The organism is Comamonas brasiliensis (assembly GCF_018292285.1).
Taxonomy (GTDB): Bacteria; Pseudomonadota; Gammaproteobacteria; order Burkholderiales; family Burkholderiaceae_C; genus Comamonas; species Comamonas brasiliensis.
This window is the reverse complement of the sequence record NZ_JAANES010000001.1, coordinates 832,011-855,386: the sequence shown is the minus strand read 5'-3', so window position 1 is coordinate 855,386 and position 23,376 is coordinate 832,011. Positions and strand designations below refer to the sequence as shown.

Annotated in this window: 20 protein-coding genes and 2 riboswitches; of the genes, 8 read left to right on the top strand and 12 right to left on the bottom strand. The window is 62.3% G+C overall.

Annotated features, from left to right (window positions below):
* From DJFAAGMI_RS03860 to DJFAAGMI_RS03845, 4 genes are all read right to left on the bottom strand, one after another.
* Complete coding sequence (locus tag DJFAAGMI_RS03860) at positions 1-291, bottom strand: DUF3649 domain-containing protein (RefSeq protein WP_211456009.1); 291 nt, start codon at positions 289-291, stop codon at positions 1-3.
* A gap of 266 nt (positions 292-557) precedes the next feature.
* Positions 558-2,999, bottom strand: a complete 2,442-nt coding sequence (locus DJFAAGMI_RS03855; RefSeq protein WP_419095585.1) for a TonB-dependent siderophore receptor — start codon at positions 2,997-2,999, stop codon at positions 558-560.
* A 110-nt stretch (positions 3,000-3,109) separates the two neighbouring features.
* Positions 3,110-4,063 carry a FecR domain-containing protein gene (locus DJFAAGMI_RS03850; RefSeq protein WP_211456007.1) on the bottom strand — a complete coding sequence of 318 codons (954 nt, stop codon included), beginning with the start codon at positions 4,061-4,063 and terminating at the stop codon, positions 3,110-3,112.
* A gap of 6 nt (positions 4,064-4,069) precedes the next feature.
* Positions 4,070-4,576, bottom strand: coding sequence for a sigma-70 family RNA polymerase sigma factor (locus tag DJFAAGMI_RS03845; protein WP_211456006.1), 507 nt, complete (start codon positions 4,574-4,576; stop codon positions 4,070-4,072).
* Positions 4,577-4,972: 396 nt separating this feature from the next.
* Between DJFAAGMI_RS03845 and DJFAAGMI_RS03840 the strand changes: the two genes are divergently transcribed.
* On the top strand, positions 4,973-6,802 hold the full coding sequence (locus DJFAAGMI_RS03840; RefSeq protein WP_211456005.1) for a sensor domain-containing diguanylate cyclase: 1,830 nt from the start codon (positions 4,973-4,975) through the stop codon (positions 6,800-6,802).
* An 89-nt stretch (positions 6,803-6,891) separates the two neighbouring features.
* Here DJFAAGMI_RS03840 and DJFAAGMI_RS03835 read toward each other — a convergent pair whose 3' ends face one another.
* Positions 6,892-7,131, bottom strand: a complete 240-nt coding sequence (locus DJFAAGMI_RS03835) for a DUF3820 family protein (RefSeq protein ID WP_211456004.1) — start codon at positions 7,129-7,131, stop codon at positions 6,892-6,894.
* A 157-nt stretch (positions 7,132-7,288) separates the two neighbouring features.
* On the opposite strand from DJFAAGMI_RS03835, the gene DJFAAGMI_RS03830 reads away from it, so the two are divergent.
* On the top strand, positions 7,289-8,074 hold the full coding sequence (locus DJFAAGMI_RS03830; RefSeq protein WP_211456003.1) for a MetQ/NlpA family ABC transporter substrate-binding protein: 786 nt from the start codon (positions 7,289-7,291) through the stop codon (positions 8,072-8,074).
* A gap of 199 nt (positions 8,075-8,273) precedes the next feature.
* Here DJFAAGMI_RS03830 and DJFAAGMI_RS03825 read toward each other — a convergent pair whose 3' ends face one another.
* The 4 genes from DJFAAGMI_RS03825 to DJFAAGMI_RS03810 form a co-directional block, all read right to left on the bottom strand.
* Positions 8,274-9,908 carry a SpoVR family protein gene (locus DJFAAGMI_RS03825; protein ID WP_211456002.1) on the bottom strand — a complete coding sequence of 545 codons (1,635 nt, stop codon included), beginning with the start codon at positions 9,906-9,908 and terminating at the stop codon, positions 8,274-8,276.
* On the bottom strand, positions 9,905-11,173 hold the full coding sequence (locus tag DJFAAGMI_RS03820) for a YeaH/YhbH family protein (RefSeq protein ID WP_211456001.1): 1,269 nt from the start codon (positions 11,171-11,173) through the stop codon (positions 9,905-9,907). Before DJFAAGMI_RS03820 ends, DJFAAGMI_RS03825 begins: the two co-directional genes overlap by 4 nt.
* A gap of 74 nt (positions 11,174-11,247) precedes the next feature.
* On the bottom strand, positions 11,248-13,170 hold the full coding sequence (locus DJFAAGMI_RS03815; protein WP_167010036.1) for a PrkA family serine protein kinase: 1,923 nt from the start codon (positions 13,168-13,170) through the stop codon (positions 11,248-11,250).
* 463 nt (positions 13,171-13,633) lie between these two features.
* Positions 13,634-14,533 carry an EamA family transporter gene (locus DJFAAGMI_RS03810; RefSeq protein ID WP_211456000.1) on the bottom strand — a complete coding sequence of 300 codons (900 nt, stop codon included), beginning with the start codon at positions 14,531-14,533 and terminating at the stop codon, positions 13,634-13,636.
* Positions 14,534-14,621: 88 nt separating this feature from the next.
* Between DJFAAGMI_RS03810 and DJFAAGMI_RS03805 the strand changes: the two genes are divergently transcribed.
* Both DJFAAGMI_RS03805 and DJFAAGMI_RS03800 read left to right on the top strand, forming a co-directional pair.
* Positions 14,622-15,098, top strand: a complete 477-nt coding sequence (locus tag DJFAAGMI_RS03805; protein WP_043004189.1) for an Lrp/AsnC family transcriptional regulator — start codon at positions 14,622-14,624, stop codon at positions 15,096-15,098.
* Between the two features lie 155 nt (positions 15,099-15,253).
* Complete coding sequence (locus tag DJFAAGMI_RS03800; protein ID WP_003055867.1) at positions 15,254-15,562, top strand: hypothetical protein; 309 nt, start codon at positions 15,254-15,256, stop codon at positions 15,560-15,562.
* A gap of 59 nt (positions 15,563-15,621) precedes the next feature.
* Here the strand turns inward: DJFAAGMI_RS03800 and DJFAAGMI_RS03795 are convergent, their stop codons facing one another.
* The gene (locus tag DJFAAGMI_RS03795; RefSeq protein WP_211455999.1) at positions 15,622-16,272 is read right to left on the bottom strand and encodes a LysE/ArgO family amino acid transporter; all 651 of its coding nucleotides are present in this window, start codon (positions 16,270-16,272) and stop codon (positions 15,622-15,624) included.
* Positions 16,273-16,363: 91 nt separating this feature from the next.
* On the opposite strand from DJFAAGMI_RS03795, the gene DJFAAGMI_RS03790 reads away from it, so the two are divergent.
* Positions 16,364-17,284 (top strand): HTH-type transcriptional regulator ArgP, encoded by a 921-nt coding sequence (locus DJFAAGMI_RS03790; RefSeq protein WP_211455998.1) that lies wholly within the window; start codon positions 16,364-16,366, stop codon positions 17,282-17,284.
* 1 nt (position 17,285) lies between these two features.
* On the opposite strand, the gene DJFAAGMI_RS03785 is transcribed toward DJFAAGMI_RS03790, so the two are convergent.
* Positions 17,286-17,615: a hypothetical protein gene (locus tag DJFAAGMI_RS03785; RefSeq protein WP_211455997.1), complete on the bottom strand. Its 330-nt coding sequence runs from the start codon at positions 17,613-17,615 to the stop codon at positions 17,286-17,288.
* A 14-nt stretch (positions 17,616-17,629) separates the two neighbouring features.
* Positions 17,630-18,127, bottom strand: coding sequence for a DUF2721 domain-containing protein (locus tag DJFAAGMI_RS03780; protein ID WP_043004273.1), 498 nt, complete (start codon positions 18,125-18,127; stop codon positions 17,630-17,632).
* Positions 18,128-18,440: 313 nt separating this feature from the next.
* Positions 18,441-18,684: riboswitch (cobalamin riboswitch) on the top strand.
* Positions 18,685-18,921: 237 nt separating this feature from the next.
* Here DJFAAGMI_RS03780 and DJFAAGMI_RS03775 point away from each other — a divergent pair.
* From DJFAAGMI_RS03775 to DJFAAGMI_RS03765, 3 genes are all read left to right on the top strand, one after another.
* Entirely contained in the window at positions 18,922-19,986 is a 1,065-nt protein-coding gene (locus DJFAAGMI_RS03775) for a FecCD family ABC transporter permease (protein WP_211456717.1), read from the top strand.
* Positions 19,983-20,780: an ABC transporter ATP-binding protein gene (locus DJFAAGMI_RS03770; protein WP_211455996.1), complete on the top strand. Its 798-nt coding sequence runs from the start codon at positions 19,983-19,985 to the stop codon at positions 20,778-20,780. The genes DJFAAGMI_RS03775 and DJFAAGMI_RS03770 overlap by 4 nt, the downstream gene beginning before the upstream one ends.
* A gap of 49 nt (positions 20,781-20,829) precedes the next feature.
* Positions 20,830-21,087: riboswitch (cobalamin riboswitch) on the top strand.
* A gap of 135 nt (positions 21,088-21,222) precedes the next feature.
* Positions 21,223-23,364 carry a TonB-dependent receptor gene (locus DJFAAGMI_RS03765; protein ID WP_211455995.1) on the top strand — a complete coding sequence of 714 codons (2,142 nt, stop codon included), beginning with the start codon at positions 21,223-21,225 and terminating at the stop codon, positions 23,362-23,364.
* Positions 23,365-23,376: the final 12 nt, after the last annotated feature.

The following is a 23,376-nucleotide window of genomic DNA, read 5'->3' as shown; positions in this document are numbered from 1 at the left end:
TCAAACACCCCCTGCCAGCCAGGCCGATGCAGCTGCCATGACGGCAGCCGGCAGCAGCAGGCCCAGCCAGACGCGGCCGGGCGACACCGGCGAGAACGCCCAGATCACGGCCAGCACGTGCAGCGCAAAACTCCACAGCATGCCGGCGAGCACGGCCTCGGCACGCGATGCAGGCAAGACTGTGGCAAGGAATACGGCCAGGGCACTGGCCAGCAGATAGCCGCCCAGGACGGCGGCCAGCAACCGGGAAAGAACGCCGATGCCCGCGAAGGTCAAAAAGGAATGGTTCATGGCACAAAGATCGGGATGGAGGCCTCGGCCTGCCATCAAGGCAGCCCGGGGCGAAGCAGGCTTCAAGGCCCTGTCTCTCTGTATGACAAACGAAAACCCAAAAAGGGTCATCCACGCTCCTGCCATGGCAGCCACTGGCTCAAATCGTCAGCCTTGCAGCGGCCACCCCGCAGAACCATGCACCCTTCACGGCCCGGGCAGAAGAGGTCCGCCGTGCGCTCGGGATAACCAGGCTTGCTCTTCCGCGGCCGCAGGCCTGGCCACCCTCAGAAGTCGTAGCGCATGCCCACATTCACACTGCGCGGCGCACCCCAGGTGTAGTACAGGCCGCCCAGGCTGCTGACACCGGCAAAGTACTTTTTGTCCAGCAGGTTGTTCACGTTCAGGCTCAGCGACAGATGCTTGTCGACCTGGTAGCGGGCCATCAGGTCCAGCACGGCATAGGACTGCTGCGCCAGAGTGTTGTGGCTGTCGCTGGTCGAGGTCTTGCTTTGCCAGCGAGTGGCCGCCCCCACCGTCAGGCCGCGCAGCGATCCGCGATCGAAGCGGTAGGTGCTGCCGAGCTTGAGCTGGTACTTGGGATATTGGCTGGAGCTGGTCAGCGAGCTGTTTTGCTGCACCAGACTGCCCTGCACCTGCCAGCCGCGCGCCAGCTCACCCGACAGCTCCAGCTCCCAGCCGCGCCGCGTGGCGCCGTTGACGGCACGGTATGCCATATCGCCGCCAGGCGTGAAGGCGCCGGTTTCCTCGGCCGAGTTGTCGGTCTTCATCCAGAAGTGGGCGATGCTGGCGTTGAGTCGCTTGTCCAGGAATTCGCCCTTGGCGCCGACTTCAAAGGTCTTGCCTTGCTCGGGATCCAGGGTGCGCCCCTGTGCGTCCTGAGCGCTTTGCGGCTTGAAGATGGTGGCGTAGCTGCCGTACAGCGAGACTTGGGGATGCACTTCATAGACCAGGCCGGCATAGGGCGTGGTGACGGTTTCGCGCATATCGTAGTTCCACCAGGTGGGAGTCACATCATGCTGGCGGTACTGCGTCACGCGCATGCCCGCAATCAGCTGCAGCGGCTCCGCCAGGCGGAAGCGCCCTGCCGTATAGGCATACTGCTGACGCTGGTTGAAGACATGGCGGTCATAGTTCCAGTTGCTGAAGTCTGGCTGGGCCAGCGCGCCGCCGCCCTGGGCATAGCTCAGGCCCAGATTGGCCAGCGGTACGTTCTTGGAGCTGCCGTAAAGCAGGCCGCTGTGGTAGCGCGATATGCCCACGCCAGCCAGCAACTCGTGCGTGCGGCCCAGCAGGGTAAAAGGGCCTTTGACGTCGAGATTGACCGACCAGTTGCGGTTTTCCACGTCCTGCCACGGCAGATAGGCAGCAGTGGTGCTGTTCCAGAGGTAGCCCAGTGTCATGTCGTCCATCTTCACGCTCTGATGGAAGAACTTCAGACTTGCCGTCCAGTCATGGGCCAGACGCTGCTCCACGCTGCCGAACAGCTCGGTGCTTTCCTGCTCATAGCCCGACCAGGGCGCACCGTTGTTGAACGAGCGCGGCATCAGCCCCACTTCAGCTCCTGCCGCGGTGTAGCGCTGTATGGGTCGGGTCGTGCCGAAGCCGCGAGCCTCGCGCTGACGCAGCGTGATGCCCAGGTTCAGCAGGGTATCGGGGGTGAGATCGGCCTCCAGCGTGCCGAACAGCATCTTGCTGTTGCTCTTTTCGTTGTCGCGAAAGCTGCCCGCATCTGTCATGGACGCAACCACACGGCCGCGCAGCGTCCCCGCCTCGTTGAGCGAGCCGCCTATATCGGCCTGCGCACGGTAGGTATCCCAGCTGCCGGCATTGGCACGCACGCTGGCCTGGAACTCGCGCGTGGGGCGCTTGCGGATCAGGTTGACGGTAGCGCCATAGCCGCCCTTGCCGACAACCAGCCCTGACGAGCCTTTGAGTACTTCGACGCGGTCCATCTCCGCCATATCGTCCAGCGCATACATGGTGCTGGTGACAAAGTACCAGCCATTGCTGAGCTGCGACATGCCGTCGACCTGCAGATTCACCTCCGAGCCACGGGCCTGGAAGTCCGTCGCGTTGTTCTGACGATAGACGCCGATGCCCGGTGTCTGCTCCAGCACATCGGCCAGCGTTTCCAGCTTGAAGTCATCCATCCGCTGGCGTGTCATCACGCTCACCGACTGCGGCGTCTCGCGCAGAGTCAGGCCCAGACCCGTGGCCGTGCGGCTGGGGCCGGTCTGGGTGTAGCTGCCCGTACCTTCCGTGGTGCCGCTGCGTTCGGCCTGAGCCGTGACACGCACCTCGGACAGCGTGCTGCCCTCTTCACTCGAGACGGGCGCCACGGCCTGTCTTTGCAGGGTATAGCTGCCGCCGGGGCGTGACACCAGCTCCAGCCCGCTGCCAGACAGCAGGCGCTGCAGTGCCTCGCGCGGCGTATAGCTGCCGGAAAGCGTGGGGCTTTGCCGACCTTGTGTTAGCGCGGGGTCGAACGACAGTGCCATGCCGGCCGTGGCCGCCACCTCGGACAACACTCGACCCAGCGGGCCTGCTTCAATCTGGTATGTCTGAGCCTGCCCGGCTGTCGGCGGCTCGGCCGCCTGTACGGCGGTCGCTGCCAGCGCCCAGCCCAGCAGGGCAAGCTGAACGGCGCGCGCAACAGGGCTGAATACGGGATTCGATAGGGAACGGGAAGCCATGGAAGCAGGCATGAAAGACAGTCCTTTGGAAGCAAAAATGAGTGATTCACCTTGCTTGCCAAACAACTTGCGAAAAAGTCTCAGCTGCCTGCATCTTTTTTTTTGCGGCCGCTCCAGCGGACTCAGCGCGCCGCCACCGTGACCCAGTATCCGCGCCAGCGCTGGTGCACGCTCACGGCATAGGTCTCGGCCAGCATGGCCAATGCCCGGTCGGTATCAGCCAGGGGATAGGCTCCCGAGACCTTGATGGCCATCACCTCGGGGGCGCAATGCAGAAGACCAGAGCGGTAGCGTGCCAACCGTGCGCAGACTTCGGACATGGGCATGGCATCCGCCACCAGCATGCCCTGCGCCCAGGCCAGTTGCTGCGCACTCGCCGTCTCCAGCGCACCGGCGCCCCGGTCAGTCAAGCGCGCCCAATTGCCCGCAGGCACCACCAGCGCAGGCCGGGAGGCTCCGTGCAGCGTGACTTCGACAGCACCTTGCGTCACGGCCAGGTCCACGAACTGGCCCTCGCTGTCCTGCTGCACCGAAAAGCGCGTGCCCAGTGCCCGCAGACGCCCCACGGCCGTCGCCACCAGCAAGGGCCCGTCCACGCCGCTGGGATCGGCGGCGGTTTCCAGCAGGATGGAGCCTCGGCGCAGATGAATCAGGCGCTGGTGAGCATCGAAGCGGATATCCACGGCGCTTGCCGTATCCAGCAGCAAACGGCTGCCATCGGCCAGCGTCACGCTGCGCTGCTCTCCCGTGGCAGTGCGCAGATCGGCCGTCCAGCCCTGTTGCTGCACCATGCGCCAGCTCATCCAGCCACCAGGCACGGCGGCCAGCAGCATCGCCAGTCTGGCCACGGCGGCTCTTCGGCTGCGGCGCTGCGTTCGGTCCAGTGCAGGCATGGCCAACGCTGTCGGCAGGCCACCGAGCTTGCCCATCAGCAGCTCAGCCCGCATCCAGGCGCCTTCATGGTCGGCGCTGGTATGGCGCCAGCGCTCGAAGGCGGCATGCTCGGCCGCCGTCAGGCCTTCATCGTTGAGGCGGACCAGCCAGTCCGCGGCTTCGTCAAGCAGGCGTGCATCCATGGCGCTTCAGTCCATCAGCGCCAGACAATGCCTGAAAGCCTGGGCCATGTAGCGCTTGACGCTGCTCAGCGACACGCCCAGTTGCAGCGCGATGGCGTCGTACTTCATGTCTTCCAGCTGCGACAGCAGGAAGGTGCGCCGCACCAGGGGCGGCAAGGCATCGAGCATGGCATCTATCTCGTGCAAGGCTTCCAGCACCAGGGCCCGGTGCTCGGGCGACGGCGCTTCGGGCTCGGGCAGCAGGGCCAGCGCATCCAGATAGGCGCGCTCCAACGCCTGGCGCCGGCACCAGTTGACCAACACGCCCTTGGCCACCGTGGTCAGATAGGCACGCGGCGACTCAATCTGCTGCGGCTCGCGCACACCGAGTATGCGCACAAAGGTGTCCTGCGCCAGATCGGCCGCATCGAAGGCATTGCCGACCTTTTTGCGCAACCAGCCCTGCAACCAGCCGTGATGGTCGATGTAAAGCGCGGTGACTTCGCGGTGAATGACGGATTCGGCAGCGGACATGGTGCGATGGAGATAAAGCTCGGGCGAAACTCAAATGATATCAATTCTCATTTTCAATGTAAGCAAAGGCGTCACTATTTCCGCAGGGACCGGGCTCTGCCATCCATCCCGGCTCGCCGAGGCCGCACGCCTGGAAGCACAAGGACGCAAACGCCGCGCAGAGATCGCTGTGCGCAAGCCCTGCCCTCGGCCGGGCCTGCCTAGAGATCGCGGCAACCGGATGGTGTGGCAAAAGGCAAACAATGATCGGGCGCGGCGGCGGCCCACGGTTGCGAGCCGCAGCCTCCGATAGACTTTCCGATGGCTATTGCACTGCCGAGATCGGCGATGTTTTACTGGGCCGGTGACCGCGTCGCTTGCGGCCCGGGCTGCCAATCAGGAAACTCAAGAATCAAGATGACAGGCTTTCATCCTCACCGGCTTTTGCGTCGCATCGTGCTCGGCAACCTGCTGGTAGCCGCCCTGCTGTGCTTTGCCACCTGGCTGGGCGTGCATGCCAATTACCGCGCGGACATGGAGCTGGGAGTGGCCGTCACCCGACACCAGGCACGCAGCCTGAGCCTGGAGCTGGCTGCCGAGGTAAGACTGGTCGAGAACGCCTTGTCGGCGATTGCCAGCCGTTATCGTGCACGCAGCTCTGATGGCCTGCCCGCCGCCAACTCGGCCCTGTATGAAATGCTGCAGGAGCAGCGTGCCCTGATCCCTTTTGTCACGGCCTTGCGCACCACTGACAGCGCGGGCCAGGTGCTGATCGCGCCCAGCGAAGCCGATCTGCCGTTTTCGGTGGCCGACCGCGACTATTTCGCCCAAGCCCGCGAAACAGACCGGATGGTGGTGTCCGAGCCCCTGATCAGCCACTCCTTCGGGAAATGGTCCATCGTGCTGGCCCGGCGTCTTCAGTCCGATGACCGTCAGTTCCAGGGCATCGTCTATGCCATCGTCGCGGCGGAGCATTTTCACCAACTGTTCCAGCGCCAGTCCTTTGGCACGAGCAGCGCCATGGCGCTGCGCACCGATCAGGCCCGGCTGGTCGCGCGCTATCCGGCCGAAAGCCAGGACGCCGAAGCCGGCATCGGCAAGGCCGCCGTCTCGCCCGAGTATCACCGTGCCGTCGGCCGCAACCGCGAGGAAGGCTGGTACATCACGCCGACCCTGATTGATGGCGTGGAGCGCATCACGGCCTACCACCGGCTGCCCGGATATCCGCTGACCGTGTTCACGGGACTCGGCACCGAAGCCTATATGGCCATGTGGCGCGCCTCTGCCTGGCGGGCCTGGGGCCTGGCCGCCCTGTGCATCGCCTTCATCGCCCTGGGCTCGGTGGCGCTATACCGTCTGCAGCAGCGTGAACGCCGCATCCGCAAGGAGCAGGAGCTGGTCATCGACAATGATCTGATCGGCATGGCGCGCCTGCGCGAGCGCAAAATCGTCTGGACCAACCCGGCCATGCGCCGCCTGCTCAAGCAGTCGGCTGCGGCACTGCAGGGCGCGTCCACGCGCACGCTGTACCCGGATGAGGCCTCCTACCGGCGCATCGGCGAGAAAGCCTATAGCTCCTTGCTCGCCCGGGGCAAATTCCATGCGCAGTTCCAGATGCGCAATGCCGAAGGCAAGCTTTTGTGGGTCGATGCATCGGGCACATTGCTCAACGCCGAGGAGTCGCTCTGGATCCTGGTGGACATCGACGCCCTCAAGCGCGGCGAACAGGCCGCCAACCATCTTGCCAATCACGACGCGCTGACGGGCCTGGCCAACCGCCGCGCGCTCGAGGAAACGCTGAACCAGGAACTGGCCGACGGTCAGATGGTTGCCGTGTGCTTCATGGACCTGGATGGCTTCAAACAGGTCAACGATACCCAGGGCCATGACGCAGGCGACGAGGTTCTGCGCGTGGTCGCGGCCCGTCTGCTGGCCCAGGCCCGGGCTGGCGACTGCGTCGCACGCCTGGGCGGGGATGAATTCGTGGTGCTGCTGTCCGGCCTGCACGTGCCCGAAGAGGCCATGTCCGTGATGAAGCGCTGCATGGAGGCCGTGCGCCAGCCGATCGCGCTGCAAGGCGGAGTGATGGTTCAGGTCGGCTGCAGCATCGGCATCTCCATCAGCGTGCAAGGCAGCTCCACGGCAAACCTGCTGCAGACAGCGGACGAAGCCATGTATGAGGCCAAGCATGCGGGCAAGGGACGCATTGTCCAGCATGCTGATCTGGCGCAAGGCCCCGGGAGCTGAAGCCTCGCGCCGCCCGGCCGCAGCCCGGGCCCGCCGATTTCATCTCCTGTTCTGTGCAACTCACGCCTGGCCGAGAACCCTGTTGGGGCCTATTCCTGCGCCCTGGGCGGCAGGCCCTGGGCCCTGCGAATCGGCTCCAGCAAGGCACCGAGTCCGTTGTGGTCGAGCTCCTGCATCAAGGCCAGCAACTCGCCGATCTCCCCCTTGGGAAAGCCCTCGCGGGCAAACCAGTTGAGGTAGTTGCCGGGCAGATCGGCAATCAGGCGGCCCTTGTACTTGCCATAGGGCATAGACACGCGCACCAGGCGCTCCAGCATTTCGGGATTCATGACAGGGAAACTTTGTATAAAAAACGACGCTCTTATAACCAAATAAGAAAAATGTCCTGCAGGCCTTGGTACAGGGCACTAGACTATGCACCTTAGTTCACTGCGGCCCAGACAAGGCCCGGGATTTATCGCAACTTGCTGAAGAAAGTCAGAACCAATGTTGAAGAAAGCTCTTTCTGCTATCGCTATTGCCACTCTGGCGCTGTCGGCCCAGGCCGCTGACGTGCTCAAGGTGGGCGCCACGGCCGTGCCTCACGCCGAAATCCTCAACCACATCAAGCCCGCACTGAAGGCTCAGGGCATCGATCTGGAAATCAAGGAGTTCAGCGACTACGTCCAGCCCAATGCCGCAGTGGAGGACAAGCAGCTGGATGCCAACTTCTTCCAGCACCAGCCCTATCTGGACAGCTACAACAAGGACCGCAAGACCTCGCTGGTGGCCGTGCCCAACGGCAAGGTGCATGTGGAGCCCTTCGGCGCCTATTCCAGCAAGATCAAGAACATCAAGGATCTGAAGAATGGCGCCACCGTGGCCATTCCCAACGACCCCTCCAACGGTGGCCGCGCGCTGATTCTGCTGGCCAAGCATGGCCTGATCGAGCTCAAGGACCCCAAGAGCCTGACCCCCACGGCTCTCGACGTCGTCAAGAACCCCAAGAAGCTGAAGTTCAAGGAACTGGAGGCGCCCTTGCTGCCCCGCGCACTGGCTGATGTCGACCTGGCTCTGATCAATACCAACTACGCCATCGAAGCCAAGCTCAACCCCACCAAGGATGCGCTGTTCATCGAAGGCGCCGACTCGCCCTATACCAATATCGTGGTGGCCCGCAAGGACCGCGCCAACGGCGCCGACATTGCCAAGCTGATGAGCACTCTGCACTCGGCAGACACTAAGAGGTTCATCCAGGAAAAGTACAAGGGCGCCGTGGTTCCTGCGTTCTGATGCGCACAGGCCACGCCCTTCTTCGCAGGGTGTAGCGGCTGCACTGCATAGTCCCATGGCCGGGCAGACCCGGCCGCAGACTGCACTTGACGGCCCGAGCCTAAAAAAAGCGCTGCTACGGCAGCGCTTTTTGCTTTCAATTTAATAGCTTATAGCGCTTTACAGGAAAGCGTTTGAAGCCATTTTCACTTGAATTATCTCAATGCGAGGGAGCTGGCACTGAATACAGCAGTACCGGTGTCTCGCCATCGCCATTGACACTTTCCAGGTGCACGCCAAATCCCCATAGCCTGGCGACATGCTTGAGCACCTCCTGCGCATCCTCGGCCAGCGGCCTGCCCTGGTACTGGGTATGCCGCAGCGTCAGACTGCGGTCGCCACGCAGATTCACGCTCCAGGCTTGAATGTTGGGCTCACGTGCTCCCAGGTCGTATTGCTGCGACAGCAACTGGCGCAGCGTGCGATAGCCGTCTTCGTCGTGGATGGCGCTGACCAGCACATCACGTTCGTCAGGGTCGTCATGCAGGGAGAACAAGCGCATGTCACGCATCAGCTGCGGGCTCAGGAACTGGCCGACAAAGCTCTCGTCCTTGTAGTTGCGCATGGCGTGGTGCAGCGCCGGCAACCATGGTGTACCAGCCATGTCGGGGAACCAGCGGCGGTCCTCCTCGGTCGGCTTTTCGCAGATGCGCCGGATATCGCGGTACATGGCAAAGCCCAGCGCATAGGGGTTGATGCCGCTGAAGGCCCGGTGGCCTGCGGGCGGCTGGTAGATCACATTGGTGTGCGATGACAGCCACTCCAGCATCACGCCATCGGTCAGCCAGCCTTCGTCGTACAAGGTGTTGAGCAGGGTGTAATGCCAGAACGTGGCCCAGCCTTCGTTCATCACCTGGGTCTGGCGCTGCGGGTAGAAATACTGGGCGATCTTGCGCACGATGCGCACGATCTCACGCTGCCAGGGCTCGAGCAAGGGAGCGTTCTTCTCGATGAAATACAGAATGTTCTCTTCGGGCTCCCGGGGAAAGCGCTCGCTGCCCGGCACCGTGCTGTCCTTGTCCTTGTCCCTTCGGGCAGGCAGGGTGCGCCACAGCACATTGACCTGCTGCTGCACATAGGCCTCGCGCTCCTCGCGCTCTGCGCGCTCGCGCGACAGGCTTTTGTGCGAGGGCCGGCAATAGCGATCCACGCCGAAGTTCGACAGCGCATGGCAGGAGTCCAGCAGCTGCTCCACGCTGTCAAGACCGTAGCGCTCCTCGCATTGCGCCACATAGTCACGCGCGTAAACGAGATAGTCGATGATGCTGCCGGCATCGGACCACATGCGAAACAGATAGTTGTTCTTGAAGAAGCTGTTGTGCCCATAAGCGGCGTGGGCAATCACCAGGGCCTGCATGGCCGTGCTGTTTTCCTCCATCAGATAGCTGATGCAGGGGTTGGCGTTGATGACGATCTCGTAGGCCAGCCCCATATGGCCGCGCCGGTAGCGCCGCTCCGTGGCCAGAAACTCCTTGCCATAGCTCCAGTGCCGATAGTTCACGGGCATGCCGACGCTGGAATAGGCATCCATCATCTGCTCGGCCGTAATGATCTCCAACTGGTTCGGATAGGTGTCCAGGCCATAGCGCTCGGCCGTGGCAGCAATCGCCGCGTGATACTGCTCGATGAGCTCGAAAGTCCAGTCGCTGGGATCGGGCAGCGGGGACGACGGCCGCTGCGACGCCACCAGCGGCGCCTGCGGAACATCGCGGTAACGCGACTCCCCTTGCGTGTGCGAATTGCCGGCTCTTTTGCTGGCCCTGAGATCCAGCACGGGATAGAGATTGAGGTTCATATCGATACCCCATCCTTTTTGAAGAGATCACGGAACACCGGATAGATCTCGTTGGCGGCCGATACCTTGCGCATGGCGAAATGGGGAAATAGCGGCAGCAGACGGTTGTACTCATCCCAAAGGCTCTGCTCCTCGAGCACCACCTGCAGATAAGCGTAGTAGCGCACCAGCGGCAGTATTCTTTCGGCGAGGATGCTGTGGCATTTGCCTCCGTCGTCGCTGAAGTTGTCGCCATCGCTGGCCTGGGCCACATAGATATTCCAGTCATTGACCGGGTAACGGGCCCTGATGATCTGCTCGAGCAGAACCAGCGCGCTGCTGACCACCGTGCCACCGCTCTCGGTGGAGTGGAAGAACTCGTCTTCACTGACCTCCGCCGCCTGGGTGTGATGGCGAATGAAGACGATCTCGATCTTGTCGTAATGCCTGGTGAGAAACAGGTACAGCAGAATGAAGAAGCGCTTGGCCAGTTCCTTGCGCTCCTGATCCATGGAGCCGGAGACGTCCATCACGCAGAACATCACGGCCTGGCTGCTGGGCACCGGCACCTTGCTGCGGTTGCGAAACCGCAGATCCAGCTGTTCGAGAAATGGCACTCCGCCTATACGCTCCCGCAGGGCATCGATCTGACGCTGCAACTCGGCTACCGCCTCGCTGGTGCCGTCATCCTGCGCCAGCAAGGCGTCGAGCTGCTCTTCCAGTTCCTTGAGCTCGCGATGCGCGGCCTTGGTCAGTGCAATGCGTCGCCCCAGGGCACCGCGCATGGTTCGCACCAATGCCAGATTGCTGGGCGTGCCATCATGGCTGTAGCCCGCGCGCCTGGTCTTGTATTGCAGGGTGTTGCCGATATGGTTGCGCAGCAGGCGCGGCAGGGCCAGGTCTTCAAAGAAGAGATCCATGAACTCTTCCTTGGTCAGCGTAAAGGTGAAGTCGTCCTGCCCCTCGCCGCTATCGCTGGCCTGCGATCCCGAGCCGCCGCCCCCGCTGGGCGGGCGCGCAATGCGATCGCCGCGCACATGTTCCTGGTTGCCAGGCAACACGACATCGCGGATACCGCCCTGTCCATGCCTGAAGACCGGCTCCTGAATGTCCTTTTTCGGGATGGTGATGGTTTCCGCCTGGTCGATATGGCGGATGTCGCGCGCAGACACGGCCTTGCGTACCGCTTCCGCGATCTGTTCCTTGAAACGCCGCACAAACCGCTCGCGGTTGCCCACCGATTTGTTCTTGCCTGCAAGCCTGCGGTCGATGATATGCAGTGCCATCTGTGCTCCCATCTCCAGGGACTGTTCTCAATCATCGCGCCGGTGGCCGCCCAGGACGACCACCGGTCCCTCGGTCAGCTGCTCTTGCGCACACGCAGATACCACTCGCAGAGCAGGCGCACCTGCTTGGGCGTATAGCCCTTGGCCTCCATGCGGGTGACGAAGTCCTCGTGCTTGCGCGCATCCTCGGCACTGGCCTTGGCGTTGAAGCTGATGACGGGCAGAAGCTCCTCGGTGTTGGAGAACATCTTCTTCTCGATCACCACGCGCAGCTTTTCGTAGCTGGTCCAGCTCGGGTTCTTGCCCTGGTTGTTGGCCCTGGCCCGCAGCACGAAGTTGACTATCTCGTTGCGGAAATCCTTGGGGTTGGCAATGCCGGCAGGCTTTTCCACCTTCTCCAGTTCGGCATTGAGCGCATTGCGATCAAACACCTCGCCGGTATCGGTGTCGCGGTACTCGCTGTCCTGAATCCAGTAGTCGGCGTAGGTGACGTAGCGGTCAAAGATGTTCTGGCCGTACTCGCTGTAGCTCTCCAGATAGGCGGTCTGGATTTCCTTGCCGATGAATTCGGCATAGCGCTGCGACAGATATTCCTTGATGAAGCCTATGTACTTGGTCTCCAGCTCGGCGGGGAACTGCTCCCGTTCGATCTGCCGCTCCAGCACATACATCAGGTGCACGGGGTTGGCCGCCACTTCGGTGCTGTCGTAGTTGAAGACCTTGGCAAGGATCTTGAAGGCAAAGCGGGTGGAGATGCCCTCCATGCCCTCATCCACGCCCGCATAGTCGCGGTATTCCTGGTAGCTCTTGGCACGGGGGTCCGTGTCCTTGAGGCTTTCGCCGTCATAGACCTGCATCTTGCTGAAGATGCTGGAGTTCTCAGGCTCCTTGAGACGTGTGAGCACCGAGAACTGCGCCATCATCTTGAGCGTGCCGGGCGCGCAGATGGCGTTGGCCAGCGAAGACTCCCGGATCAGCTTTTCATAGATGCGGACCTCCTCGCTCACACGCAGGCAGTAAGGCACCTTGACGATGTAGATGCGGTCGAGGAAGGCCTCGTTGTTGCGGTTGTTGCGGAAGGCCTTCCACTCGCTTTCATTGCTGTGGGCCAGCACCACGCCGTCGAAAGGAATGGCGCCAAACCCCTCGGTGCCCTTGTAATTGCCTTCCTGGGTGGCGGTCAGCAAGGGGTGCAGCACCTTGATGGGTGCCTTGAACATTTCGACGAATTCCAGCAGACCTTGATTGGCCAGGCACAGGCCGCCCGAGTAGCTGTAGGCGTCGGTGTCGTCCTGCGAGAAATTTTCCAGCTTGCGGATGTCCACCTTGCCCACCAGGCTCGAGATGTCCTGGTTGTTCTCGTCGCCAGGCTCGGTCTTGGCAATGCCGATCTGCTTGAGAATGCTGGGGTAGCGCTTGACCACGCGGAACTGGCGAATGTCTCCACCAAACTCCTCCAGCCGCTTCACGGCCCAGGGCGAGAGCACATGCTGCAGATTGCGGCGCGGAATGCCGAACTCTTCTTCCAGAATCGGACCGTCTTCCACGGGGTCGAACAGACCCAGCGGCGACTCGTTCACCGGCGATCCCTTGAGCGCGTAGAACGGGGCCTTCTGCATCAGGTATTTGAGACGCTCGGCGATAGAGCTTTTGCCACCGCCCACCGGTCCCAGCAGATAGAGAATCTGCTTGCGCTCCTCCAGCCCCTGGGCTGCATGGCGGAAGAAGCTCACCACCTGCTCGATGGCATCTTCCATACCGTAGAACTCGGAGAAAGCGGGGTAGCGGCGGATGACCTTATTGGCGAACAGGCGCGACAGCACGGGGTCGTTGCGGGTGTCCACCATCTCGGGTTCGCCGATGACCGCCAACATGCGCTGTGCGGCACCCGCGTAGGCCATAGGGTCACGCAGGCAAAGGCTCAGGTACTCGTCCAGCGACATTTCTTCTTCACGCAGGCGGACATAGCGTGCTGCGGAATTGCTGATGACATCCATATGACCTCCCGTGGCGGCACCAGGGTTCGAATCAGTGCCGCAATGTTGCAAAGCATTCGTTACCGTGTGCATCCGTTGTAGCACCTCGCTCCTGATTTGAATAGACCGAGAGTCCTACAAATACGCAGTAGCCACGACAGCCAAAACCGCAAACCGGATAGCGCAAAAACCGGTCAAAAAACAGGACTCAAAATGAGCATAGAGGACTGGCTTCACCTGTGTCATGAAACACGCTATCTGTGTGCCAGTATTCAGGATTTCAGCGACTCCGGAATCGTAGAAAACGGCTGCCGGCAGCCAGGCCGACGTGCAAAAAAAAGCGCTGCCCAGGCAGCGCTTCAGACCCATCCAGCTACAGAAAAAAGAGCTTGCTGCGCAAATTTCTAGGGTTATTCACTAGAAAAAATTCTGCAAAGCATTGATTAGCAAGCGCTTACAGCACCTCTTTTCATAGCATGGGTATTCATCCGGAAGTGGCTGCAGATGCATCCACGGCGGGAGGTTTGCTACCTGGCCGCGTCACGGCACTGCCCATGGCTGCGGCCATGATGCAAGCAATCGCAGTCCACTGCGTGGCGCTCAGATGCTCGCTGAGCAGTAGCATGCCCATCAGTGCCGCAATCGCCGGCTCGGTCGCCAATGCAATGCCAAAGGTCGCAGGCGGCAGGCGGCGCAGGGCCAGCATTTCCAAGGTGTAGGGCAAGGCACTGGAGATGGCCGCCACCATCAGACCGAACAGCAGGATCGACGGCGTCAGCAGCTTGAGCCCGGCCTCGGCCACGCCAAATGGCACCACCACCAAAGCCGCGCACAGCAAGCCCAGGGACACTGCCTGGCCGCTGGGAATATGGCCCAGCCTGCGCCCCAGCACGATGTAGGAGGCCCAGCAGATGGCGGCTCCGAGCGCGCAGGCAATGCCCACCGGCGACAGGTTCAGGTCCGAAGCATTGCCGCCCAGAGGAAGAATCATGGCCAGCCCGGCAACCGCCAGCGCCAGCCAGACAAAGTCCAGTGCACGGCGTGAGTAGTAGATGGCCACGGCCAACGGCCCTGAAAACTCTATGGCCACGGCCAGGCCAAACGGAATATCGCGCAACGCCATGTAGAACATCAGGTTCATGCCGCCCAGCGCCATGCCGAAAATCAGCAGAGCCTGTGCCTGCTGACGGTTGAGCGACCAGCGCCAGGGCCGCCAGACGCACACCAGAATCAGCGCGGCAAAGCCCACCCGCAATGCCGAGGTACCCTGGGCACCGACCAGGGGAAACAGCTGCTTGGCCAGCGAAGTTCCCAGCCCGAGCGCAGTGACCGAGCCCAATACGGCCAACACGGGCCACCAATGATTCCAGCTGTTTTTTGACATAGGTAGGTACGATATTGCATGTCACCCGCGAAATTTGCTCGTTTTCGGCCCTGAATCTGCAAGTTTCGCTCTCAACCCATCCCACACCATGCCTGCTGCCGATCTGGACTCCTTTGACCACGCGATTCTTGCCCTTCTCCAGCGTGACAACCTCATGCCACAGCGTCTGATTGCGGAGCACATCAACCTCTCGGCCCCGGCCGTGCAGCGGCGCATCAAGCGATTGCAGGAAACCGGGGTGATTGCCGCCAACGTGGCCGTGCTGGAGCCCGTCAAGGTTGGCCGTACGCTGACCGCGATCATCACCGTGCAGCTGGTCAACGACAGGCCTGACCTGTCGCGCGGCTTCAGGGCCAGAATCGCCGATGAAGCGGCCGTGCAGCAATGCTTTTATGTGACGGGCGAAACCGACTACATCCTGGTCGTCACGGCAACCGACATGGATGATTACCAGGCCATCTGCAAACGCCTGTTCGAAGGTGACGAGAACATTCGCCGCTACAGCACCTCGATCGCACTGGAACGCATCAAGACAGGTCTGCAACTGCCGCTGTCCGCGCCATGAGGCAGTTCTGCCTTGTGGCCCGAGTTGGTGCAGAACGAGGGCTGCCATCTGCCATGAAGATTGGCACTGGCGCCACCAGAAACAAAATGCAACAATTGCGTCATAAACCGGCTCAGATTTTGCACACAACAAGAGTCCACTCTTGAGGAGACACGATGAACACTTCTTCCGCCACCTCGCCCGATATGGCCACGCTGGTTGCCGATCGCACGCTGGACAAATATGCCAAGGACTACTTCCCCCGGCGCGAGCAGGTGACGATTGCCTTTCGCGGCGACATTGCCGAGAAGCACAACTACGACAAGATCCGCCCGATCTCGCAAGCCCAGCGTCATGGCAAGCACATTGTGGTGATCGAGGGCCAAAGCCAGAAAACCGGAGCCACAGGCCACTACCGTATCGAATGCAATAGCTGGAACCTCATCGAAGCCGTGGGCCTGTGGGAGCAGGCTGCAGCGGCTTGAACAGCGAAGGCGAGCCTGCGCCGAAGTCCGCGACACATGGCGCCGGCTTGCGTTGAGACTCAGACGTCCATTCCAAATGCGCTGCTCGCCACCCACCAGGCCAGACCCAGCATCATCACGCCGGTGATGCCATCCATGACGCGCCAGGCGCCGGGGTTGGCAAACAGGCGCTTGAGACGTCGCCCTGCCATCGCCAGCAGCACAAACCAGAGACAGCTGGCAGAGGCAGCTCCCACCACGTAGGACCAGCGGCCCGCACCTTCCTGCTGGGCGCCAATCGAGCCCATCAGCAACACCGTATCCAGGTACACATGAGGATTGAGCAAGGTGATGGCCGCCAGCGCAGCCAGCACGCTCATCATCCCGCGCGGTGCCGCCCTGCGCTCGCCGGCTTCCATGGCTGCATCCGGAGCCAGCCACATGCGCCGCAAGGCGAAAAGACCATAGGCCAGCAAAAATGCGGCTCCACCCAGCGTCAGATACTGGGCCAATGCCGGATAGCTGGTCAGCATCTGCGCCATGCCGGCCACCCCCAGCGCTACCAGCAGCCCATCGCTGAGCACACACAGAGCCACGCAGGCCTTCACATGTTCGCCCTGCACTGCCTGACGCAGCACATACAGGTTCTGGGCACCGATGGAAACAATGAGCGAAGCGCACACCGTAAAGCCTGCAATCCAGGCTGAATAAAAATTAGTTGTCATATCCATGAGCCGCTGACTCCTCCAAACCGGCCCGGATTCTTGCTCCACGGAGCAATTAAGTAAAATTACATTTACTCAATCCAATGAAGAATTTCTAATGTTTGACTACGCAGGACTGGAAGCGCTTGCCGCGGTATTGCGTGAGGGAAGCTTCGAGCGTGCGGCGCGCAAGCTGCATGTCACCCCCTCCGCCATCTCCCAGCGCATCAAGTTGCTTGAGGAGCGCGTGGGACAGGTGCTGGTGCTGCGAGGCACGCCCTGCAGTGGCACGGAGGCCGGCCGACGCCTGTGCCTGCATGTGGAGCAGGTGGCGCTGCTGGAAAACGATTTGCGCCGCAAGAACCCGGAACTGGTCCCCGAAGGCCAGACCGCCCTGCCCACGCTGAAGCTGGCAGTCAATGCCGACTCCCTGTCGACCTGGTTCATGGATGCCATGGCGGATTTCACTCAGGATGGCAACGAGTTGCTGGACATCAGCATTGACGACCAGGATCACACGGCCAAACGCATCAAGGAAGGTGAAGTCATGGCCGCCGTCACCGCCACGGGCTCGGCGATTGCTGGCTGCAACACCTGGCCGCTGGGCCGCATGCGCTATATCGCCGTGGCCAGCCCGGCGTTTGTGCAGCGCCATCTGGCCCAAGCCGAGTCGGACCGGGAACTGGCACAGATCTTGGCCAAGGCGCCCATGATGTACTACGGCCGCAAGGACAGCCTGCAGGACCAATGGCTCCATGGTCTGGGACTGGACGGACGGCGCAACAATGCGCGTCACTTTCTGCCCTCCAACCAGGGCTACACCCGTGCCGTGGAACTGGGCATGGGCTGGGGCATGCACCCGGCCCAGCTGATCACCCCGCAGCTGGCCAGTGGCGATTTGATGGAACTGCTCCCGGGCAGAGATCTCCACATTCCCATGTACTGGGCCCACACCCGCAATGCCCAGGCCAGCCTGCAGCGACTGACCGACTGCATCATCCATGCTGCGACCGCCTGGCTGGAGCCCATGCAGGAATAGCTCAGACGGCAGCAGACTTTTTCAGGCCGTAATAGAAGATCCAGGCAGCCGCCAGGTACAGCAAGGGATAAAGCGCCAGATAAGGAGCCAGGTGCAGATAGGCGGTCCAGCGCTGTGACGCGAAGAAGCTCGCATACACCAGGGCCGCGAGCAATGCCCCGCTACCCATCAGCAGACCGACATAGGCCAGCAAGGTGGCCAGACGCAAGCCCGGCCTGCCACGCTCGACCAGCCGCAACCGCCCCGAACGCAGCTGCACGGGAATCTGATAGAGGCGAGCAAGTGCCATCAGGAAGACGATGGGCACCAGGATCAAAGGCAGGAAAAACATGTCTCGCAGATCCCTCAGGGACGGCGCTCGGACTCCGCCACATGGCGTACGGCTGCCCTGGCCTGGCTGAGCATATGGAAGTCCAGAATGCGTGTCGCCATGATGGTCTCCCAGAGAAAGCAGCACAGCGCCAGCACAAAGGCCAGAACTCCCAGCAAAAAGCTGAACACGGCATAGCCATGTCCGCTGACGCCGTAGGCCTGGCCCACGAACAACAGCACGATGGTCAGCCCTATGCACATGCCGCACAGCGTCAGCAGCGCAATGGAGACGTTGGCCAGTCGCCCGCGCTCGCGCAGAAAATGCAGCTCCTTGAGGTGGCGCGCGATCAGATCGTGATCCTCCAGGGTGCGCAGGCTTTCCTCCAGCTTGCGGGCCCTGTCAATGATGCGGGCCAGCCGCCCCGCTACGGAGCCGATCATGCCGGCCACGGCAGTCAGAAAAAAAACCGGCGCGACAGCGAGCTGAATGCTGTGGGTGACGGTCTGTGCGTCGATAGACCAGATGCTCATGATGTCCTCAGAATCGGGGGCTTTCTCACCCTCTATTTTGTGCACAAATGTCAGCGCAGTTTTGACTGCGGCCACTCAAAAACAGCCGCCGCAGACATTTCAGGCGGCTGCAACCTGTTTGGGCATCGGATATCGATCACGGGCAGCGCCGCCAAAGTGCCTGAACTTGCATCAGCGCCTCGTTGAACGCGATGCCGACCTTGTGCTGTGCCTCGCTGCCTCAAAGGATTCGCCCAGATCTCCCAGACGATGTCTGGATGCGCTGCTATATAATTTTTCGCTGAAACAAGTCTCGGCACGGCCGTGCCGCAGGCTTTTTCTCCATGCGACAGGTGCCCGGTGCTTCATCGGGTTAAACGGGAACAAGGTTCAAAGCCTTGGCTGCCCCCGCAACGGTAAGCAGATCAAACCACTTCATGGCTTTTGCGCTTGCAGGAGCCTGTCACTGGTGTTCTACGTGGCCTCTTCGACGAGGTGCGCGGCAACGCCGGGAAGGCGAAGTGACATGCCTCGCGCAATCTGCCAGCCCGGATACCGGCCTGTTGAGCGCTGACCACCCGGACCCAGTTCCGGCAGTCGGCATGTGCAACGAGCGTCTGCGGGGAGCAGCGTGACGGCAACAGGCTGCGAGGCCCGCCCTCCGCCCGATCTCGTCACCAGCATGCAGACCGTCTGCCCTGGCTAATGACAATGAGACACCTTGCACAGGCTTTCGCCTCGCGCTTCGGGCCCGCTGGCGCCATGCCCACCTGGGACCCCGCCCTGCTGCAGCCATGACCCAGCCGTTGACACAGATGTTCGTCCAGCAACGCCATCAGCTGAAGCTATGGCTGGCCATGTTGACGGCAGTGCTGCTGCTGTCTCTGACTCTGGCCATCACCTTGGGGCCGGTACGGATCGCCCCCGGGCAAGCCTGGCAGATCACGGCCTACGAGCTGGGCCAGCGCCTGGGCCTGGACTGGCCTTCCGGCAGCTGGAGCAGCGCCCAGTACCAGATTGTCTGGCGCGTGCGCCTGCCGCGCGTATTGCTCGCAGCCCTGACCGGCGCAGGCCTTGCGCTGGTGGGCGTGGCCATGCAGGCCATGGTGCGCAATCCGTTGGCCGACCCCTATCTGCTGGGCGTTTCCTCCGGTGCGTCGGTCGGTGCCGTAAGCGTGCTGGCCTTCGGCGCACTGGCATTTGCCGGCGAGCTGGCCTTGCCGCTGGGCGCTTTCAGCGGTGCGCTGCTGGCCTGTGTGGCCGTGTATTTCCTGGCCCATGCCAATGGACGATTGCAGGCATCGCGACTCATTCTGGGCGGCGTGGCCATTGCCTACTGCCTGGGCGGCGTCACCAGCCTGATCGTGCTGACGGCCGATCAGCGCGAGCTGGCCAACTCCGTGCTCACCTGGACCCTGGGCAGCCTGGCCGGAACCCGCTGGCAGGAGCTGGGCCTGCCGGCTGCCTTGCTGGCTGCTGGCGTGGCCCTGCTGCTGACACAGGCCCGCTCACTCAATGCACTGCTGACAGGCGAAGAAACCGCCGCCACGCTGGGAGTGGACACCACCCGCACCAGGCGCTGGCTATTTGTTCTGGTCTCGATGGTGACGGGCGTGCTGGTGGCGCTGACGGGTCCGATCGGTTTTGTCGGCCTCATCGTGCCCCATGTCGCCCGCATGCTGGTCGGCTCCGAGCACCGGCGCGTGCTGCCAGTGGCCGCTCTCACAGGTGCCATCTTCCTGATCTGGGTCGATGTCTTCTCGCGCATCAGCTTTGCCCCCGCCGAAGTACCCGTGGGGGTCATCACCTCGCTGCTGGGCGGCCCCTTCTTTGTCTGGATGCTGTGCCGCAAGAGCGTGCGGGAAAAGGGCAATCCGTGAGTTCCGCACCCAGCTCTTCCTGCCTGCTGGAGGCCAGCCACCTGCATTGGCAGACGGCAGCTGCCTCCATTGTCAAGGACATCAGCCTGCATATCCGGCATGGCGAACTGGTCGGCCTGCTCGGCCCCAACGGCAGCGGCAAGTCCACCCTGCTGCGCATGATCTACCGCATGCTCAGGCCTGCCAGCGGTGCGGTCTGCATAGACGGACAGGACGTCTGGCTGCGCAGCGCTCGCGACAATGCCCGCTCCATGGCGGTGCTGACCCAGGAAACCACCAGCGAGTTCGATCTGCGCGTCTGCGATGTGGTGCTCATGGGCCGCACGCCGCACCAGAGCTCTTTCGCCCGCGACAGCGAGCAAGACTTCTGCATCGTCGCCCAGTCCCTGGCTCAGGTCCGTGCCCAGTCGCTGGCACAGCGCATGTTCTCCACCCTTTCAGGGGGCGAGAAGCAACGCGTGCTCATGGCCAGGGCACTGGCCCAGCAGACCAGGCTGCTGGTGTTGGACGAGCCCACCAACCATCTGGACGTACGCCACCAGTTCGAGCTGATGAACCTGATCCGCAGCCTGGGCCTGACCACGCTGGCCGCGCTGCACGAGATGCCACTGGCCGCTCACTACTGCGACCGCCTGTACCTGCTCAAGGCAGGAGAACTGGTGGCGCAGGGCACGCCGGCCCAGGTGCTGACCGCGCAGACCATTGCCGAGGTCTACGGCGTGCGTGCCCAGGTACGCCTGAGCGAGCGCAGCGGCAGACCGCTGATCGAGTTCATGCCGGACGAGTTGCTCTAAATCCCTGCGCGTTTCGCCCGGGGACTGATAAACTCTCGCGGCGCCTTGATGGCGCTTCGTTTCGGAAGGTGCTCGCTTGAAGCGAGTGAAACGGGAACAAGGTCTGATCGCAAGCTCAGGAAGCCTTGGCTGCCCCCGCAACGGTAAGCAGGTCAACACACTCATGCGAGCGCATCAGCGCTTGCAGCCACTGGACATGATCCGGCCCCTCGCATCGCGACGGTCTGCATCTTTCGGGAAGGCGAGTCGTGAATTCAGCAATGAATTGCCTGTGAGCCCGGAGACCGGCCTGCCGATGACTCAACTCCGCCCCTCGGGGCGGTATTTACGAAAACTGTCTGCGGGGTGCGGATAGCGGCCAGAAAGTGGATTGCGTCATGCCTGGTAAAGGCGGACCTGTCTGCGGCACAGCTATCCCTTCAGGCAGTTTCGGCCTCGTGATATGTGCTCTCATCCACAAACCTCTGCTGCTCTTCATTCCGCCCTCAACTCCAAGCCTCAGCTGCGCCATCTAGGCAGCACCGCACTCAAGCTGCTTTTGCTCTGCCCCGTCGTCGGCATGGCCCAGCAGTCCCTGCCCGAAGTCACGGTGCGGGAAAACCGCCTGCCCTCGCATGAGCTGCAGACCAGCCAGCCGTCAACCACGGCCTCCCATGTGAACGTACCCGTGCTGGACCTCCCGGCCAGCGTCAGCGGCGTGTCCTCGCTGCAAATAGACGAGCGTGCGGACTACCGCGTCTCCGACGCGGTCACCCGCACCGTGGGCCTGAGCACATCGGGCGCCCCCGGCAATGGGGGGCTGTCTTTTTCAAGCCGCGGTTTCAATGGCGTGAACTCCATCGGCATTGCCGAGGACGGCATCATGCTGGGCGTGGCCTCGGGCACCGTCAACTATCCGGGCGACAGCTGGGGCTATGAGCGCATCGAAGTGCTGCGCGGCCCGGCATCGCTGATGTATGGCAGCGGCACCACAGGTGCCACCATGAATGCCATCCGCAAGCAGCCCAGCCGCGAGCGCTCCACCGAAGTGCTGCTGGGAGCAGGCAGCCACGGCAAGGCCTACGCCGGCATCGGCGCCAGTGGCGCACTGGGCGAGACCCTGAGCTACCGTCTCGATGCCTATGGCGACCGCACCGACGGCGAGCGCGAGCTGGGCAAGGCCAGCAGCGGCAAGCTAATGAGCGCACTGCGCTGGACGCCGCGCAGCGATCTGACCGTGGATCTCAGTGCCGACATCAGCCAGCAAAAGCCCGAGCGCTATTTCGGCTCGCCCGTGGTCGACGGTCAAATCGTCAAGGAGCTGCGCAACAAGAACTACAACGTGCTCGATGCCATCGACCAGTTCAAGGACCAGCGCTTCCGTGCCAAGGCACAGTGGCGTGCCAGCGACGCGCTGACGGTGCGCAACGAGCTCTATCACTTCAAGTCCGATCGCCACTGGAAGAACATCGAGGCCTACGACTACCAGCCGGCCACCGGCCAGGTGGGGCGATCCGACTATCTGGAAATCGGCCACGATGTGCAGCAGACGGGCAATCGCATGGGGCTGGACCTCAAGGCCGCCAACCACCAGATCGCCGTGGGCTGGGACATCTCCAATGCCCAGTTCACAAGCACCAGCAACTCTCCCTACACCGGTCAATCCACGGTTTCGGCCTTCAACCCGCAGCATGGCTATTGGGACAGCCCCGATGCCTATCTGCCGCGCATGAACTCCAGCCTCCGCCAGAATGCGCTGTATCTCGAAGATGCCTGGAAGATCAGCGAGCAATGGCTGTTGATGGCCGGCATGCGTCGTGACTGGTATGCCTTCTCGCGCAGCAATATTCAGGACGGCTCGGGCTTTGACAAGCCGCTGAACGGCACTTCCTGGCGCCTGGGCCTGACCCACAAGTTCGATGCGCTCAGCAGCGCCTATGTGCAAACCAGTACCGGCCATGACCCCGTCACCAGCCTGCTGGCGATTGCCCAGTCACAAACCGGCTTCAGCCTCAGCCAGGGCCGCCAGATCGAGGTCGGCTACAAGCAGCAACTGGCCGATGGGCGTGGCGAATGGACCGTGGCGGCCTATCGCATCGTCAAGGACGACATCATCACCCGTGACCCCGATCGTCCGGCACTGTCGGTCCAGGGTGGCAAGCAGTCGTCCAGGGGGATTGAACTGACCGGTCTCATCCATGCCAGCAAGACGCTGCGCTTCGAAGGCAATATTGCCTATGTGGATGCAAAGTTCGACCGTCTGCTCGAGGGCAGCAAGGGCGTGGACCGTGCAGGCAACCGCCCCAGCAACGTGCCGCGCGTGACTGCCAACCTCTGGGGTCACTACCGCACCGGCCCCTGGCAGGCATCGCTGGGCATGCGCTATGTGGGCGACCGTTTTGGTGACAACGCCAACACCGTTCGCATGCCTTCCTATGTGGTGACCGACGCCGTGCTGAGCTGGGATATGAACCCGCGCACCACGCTGCGCCTGGTAGGCCGCAACCTGACCAACCGCCTCTATGCCACCTATGCCTATAGTGGCAACCAGTGGCTGCTGGGACGCGGGCGCAGCGTGGAACTGTCCGCGCTGATGCGCTTCTGATGCTGCCCAGGC